A 3,435-nucleotide genomic window follows, 5' to 3' on the forward strand; every position below is an offset into this window, starting at 1 on the left:
CCTTCAGCGCCACCCTCCGAATCCCCGACGCAGCCGGAGAGCTACGGGTTACTGCTGATTTGAGAACCAACAAAGTGAGCTGCAGTACAACGGTTTCTGCACCAGACGAAGGCACTTCGGGAAAACGAGTCACCTGGGTTTTGCGTCAGTTGAAGAATGCTCCTGCCGAATTGTTGGTCGAAGCGTTGTTCACCGGCCCGGCCTCGTCGACTTGCGAGACCGTTGCATCCGCGCGCACAACGCCACGTCTGTTGACAGACAGTCAAGGCGGCCAACTCAGTTCATTCGTACTGACACAGTCCTTCACACTCGGCAGCAAGCGTTCGGGTACTGCTGCGAGTTTCATCAACAGTGTGACCAGTTCGGCCGAAATCTTCTACTCCGAAGTCGTTCAACCGCTCCGTGAATGGGTCCCCGCCGCCCCGAAGGCGTCCGATCTCCCTCGTGAAGAACAAGTCGACAACGAAGACTGACAATGAACGAGATAGTCATAGAGCGCGCAACGGACGAGGACGCCGCGGAAATCCTTGTTCTACAACGCTGTTGCTGGGTTTCGGAAGCAATCTCCAACAACAGCATGGACATACCCCCGCTCCACGAGGACCTACCCACGGTCCGAGCCTGGGTTCAGGAGTCGACTGTCTGGACCGCACGACGCGGCGGCCGGCTCGTCGGGGCCGTGCGAGGAACCGCGGACGGAACCGCATGGCAGATCGGTCGCCTCATGGTGGCACCGGACTTGGCGGGCAACGGCCTCGGCCGACGCCTCTTGCAGCACGTGGAACAGAACGCTCCGGAGCACATCACACGTTTCGAGCTGTTCACCGGAAGCAGGAGCCTGCGGAACATTCGCCTGTACACCCGAGCGGGCTACTCCCAATTGCCGCCGGACCCCAGCCACATCCCGGAGTCTTCTACCTGTCCAAGCCGAACGCCATCAACTCCGACTGAACGGCGATACTGACTTCTGTGGTGAACATTCGCGTCGCAGCACAGACAGACTTGCCGTTCTTACGTGAGCACGACTCGCACGTCGCTGCCGAGGAACTCGCGTCAGTGGTCCAACGCGGCCGGATACTCATCGCCGATGACAACGGTAATCCAATCGGATGGCTGCGCTGGGGCTTGTTCTGGGACGAGATTCCGTTCATGAACATGCTGACCGTCCTGTCTTCGAACCGCGGCCAAGGCATCGGGCGCGCTTTGGTCACAGATTGGGAAAAACGCATGAGCCGCGCGGGACACTCGCAGGTCCTCACCTCCACACTCGCCGACGAATCAGCCCAGAACTTCTATCGCGCAATGGGGTACACCGACGCGGGAGTTCTTTTACTCCCAGGCGAGTCCTCCGAAATCTTCCTACGTCGAGACCTCGATACGACGACCGATCTGACCGATCCCCACATTACCCACGAGTAATATATGGTGGTCGTCACACCACGATCTCAGGGTGGGGCGTGGCACACCAATGTGGAGGACGAGTATGTCGTCAAGGGTCATATCTCGCGCAGTTGTCGGAGTACTCGCGCTTGCACTGACAGGCGTCGGCGCACCGGTAGCGCTCGCGCAGCCAGTCCTTGCCAAGTCCCCCGATGACGGTTTCTACAGCTACGACGGCGCGGCACCCCTCTCGTCGTACGCCCCGGGTGCGGTACTCGAGACTCGCACCGTGCCGTACACCGTGCTCAACATCCCGACCCCGATACAGGCAGTCCAGGTTCTCTACCGATCAACCGACGCCCTGGGACAGCCGTCCGCCAACGTCACCTCGATCCTGCGCCCGGCCAACGCCCAACCGAACAAAGTTGTTTCGTACCAGTCCTTTTACGATTCGCTGAACCCCGACGACAGTCCGTCGCGGGCTATCGCGGGTAACACCCCGATCGGCGACTGGACTCCCAGCGGACGCAACTTCAACATCGGCGGTACCTTCACGTCCATCGAGGCAGCCTTGTTCGGGCCGCTCTTCGCATTGGGCTACACGATCGTCGTCCCGGACACCGAGGGCCCGGATGCAAACTTCGCTGCCGGACCCGAATACGGGATGATGACGCTCGACGCTCTGCGTGCCGCCCGCGATGTCCCGGAAACCGGAATCACCGACGACGCAGAGATCGCGCTGATGGGTTACTCCGGCGGAGCGATCGCCACCAACTGGGCTTCGATACTCGCTCCCGCATATGCACCGGAGATCAACGACAACTTGATCGGTGCCGCGCAGGGAGGCGTGCTGGTCAATCCGGCCAACAACCTTCGCTACGCGAGCGGAAGCATCGGGTGGGGCGGCGTGGTCGGCATGGCAGTCGTCGGCGTTGCGCGTTCGTACGACATCGATTTCGGGAAGTATCTCAGCGACCGTGGACGCGACGTCATGGCTCGACTCGAAGACGCGTCCATCGGCAATGTGCTGGCACAGTATCCCGGACTGACCTGGCAGGATCTGGTCAAACCCGAGTACGCCGATCCCAATACGGTTCCCGAGTACGTCGATGTCGTGAACAAGATCAACATGGGCACCGCGGCGACACCGACCATTCCGATGTTCATCGCGCAGGCGGCCAACGGCACCATCGAGGGCACCCAACCCGGCGGCCCCGGTGTCGGAGCGGGAGACGGCGTGATGATCACGGGCGACGTCCGCACCCTCGCACGCAAGTACTGCGACGCCGGCCTGGCGATTCAGTACGACCAGTACGACACCATCAGCCACTTCCTCGGCGCCATGCTCTGGCTCCCCGGTGCGCTCGCCTGGGTCGACGACCGCTTGAACGGCAAGCCTGCACCGTCCAACTGCGCGAACATTGCACCGGGGAACTCACTTGCGCCGCAAGAACATGCGCGCTGACTGACAGCGAGCCTGAATCTACTTCGACGGTTCCACCTCCCACCGAACGTGAGTCACCAACGGTTCAAGGCTAAGTCGGCTGACGGCGGATTCCAGGAGTCCGTCGTCTCGCTCCGCGGCAGCCAGTTCGGCCACCACCCGCACGCGGTCGCTGTCCGGGATGTCGAAGGACTGCACTGACCGGAGCTGAAACTCGGGCCTCGAAATGGACTGCACGGTAAGACCTCTGATGTGAGCTTCGGCGTCGCCGTGACAGGTCACCTCGAAGGTGTAGTCCGCGGGTGGTTCTTCGCGTCCGGTTCGGGCAGGCTGGTGATCCATCATCCGGCCCAACGGCCTCAACAGCGTGTTCGCCAACATGATTGCGCCGGCACCGAACACCGCGACCCAGTACATTCCGCCGCCGGCCAGTGCGCCGACGGCGGCAGTGGCCCACAGAGTGGCGGCAGTGTTCAGGCCGGTGACCGACGCACCCTGCTTCATGATCACTCCAGCACCGAGGAAACCGATCCCCGAGACGATCTGCGCTGCGACGCGCGTCGGATCGGCGTCCGGGCCCTGAAACCCGTACGCGCCCATGATGACGAAGA

At 62.0% G+C, this 3,435-nt stretch carries 4 protein-coding genes and 1 pseudogene; 4 read left to right on the forward strand and 1 reads right to left on the reverse strand.

Features of this window, described 5'->3' with window-relative positions; genetic code table 11:
• The 4 genes and pseudogenes from A2J01_RS00490 to A2J01_RS00505 all read left to right on the forward strand — a co-directional run.
• Positions 1-473, forward strand: a pseudogene (locus A2J01_RS00490) (TerD family protein); the annotation flags it as partial.
• A gap of 2 nt (positions 474-475) precedes the next feature.
• Positions 476-964, forward strand: a complete 489-nt coding sequence (locus tag A2J01_RS00495; RefSeq protein ID WP_231915384.1) for a GNAT family N-acetyltransferase — start codon at positions 476-478, stop codon at positions 962-964.
• A gap of 5 nt (positions 965-969) precedes the next feature.
• Positions 970-1,419 carry a GNAT family N-acetyltransferase gene (locus A2J01_RS00500; RefSeq protein ID WP_064111416.1) on the forward strand — a complete coding sequence of 150 codons (450 nt, stop codon included), beginning with the start codon at positions 970-972 and terminating at the stop codon, positions 1,417-1,419.
• Between the two features lie 64 nt (positions 1,420-1,483).
• Positions 1,484-2,845 carry a lipase family protein gene (locus A2J01_RS00505; protein ID WP_064111418.1) on the forward strand — a complete coding sequence of 454 codons (1,362 nt, stop codon included), beginning with the start codon at positions 1,484-1,486 and terminating at the stop codon, positions 2,843-2,845.
• A gap of 18 nt (positions 2,846-2,863) precedes the next feature.
• Here the strand turns inward: A2J01_RS00505 and A2J01_RS00510 are convergent.
• A partial coding sequence (locus A2J01_RS00510) for an MgtC/SapB family protein (RefSeq protein WP_064111421.1) occupies positions 2,864-3,435 on the reverse strand: 572 nt, incomplete at its 5' end.

This window comes from Rhodococcus sp. EPR-134, from assembly GCF_001647205.1.
GTDB classification, from domain to species: Bacteria; Actinomycetota; Actinomycetes; order Mycobacteriales; family Mycobacteriaceae; genus Rhodococcus_F; species Rhodococcus_F qingshengii.

Coding starts and splice junctions, on each gene's coding strand:
- A2J01_RS00495 (WP_231915384.1), top strand. CDS start 476: ATGAACGAGATAGTCATAGAGCGCGCAACGGACGAGGACGCCGCGGAA.
- A2J01_RS00505 (WP_064111418.1), top strand. CDS start 1,484: ATGTCGTCAAGGGTCATATCTCGCGCAGTTGTCGGAGTACTCGCGCTT.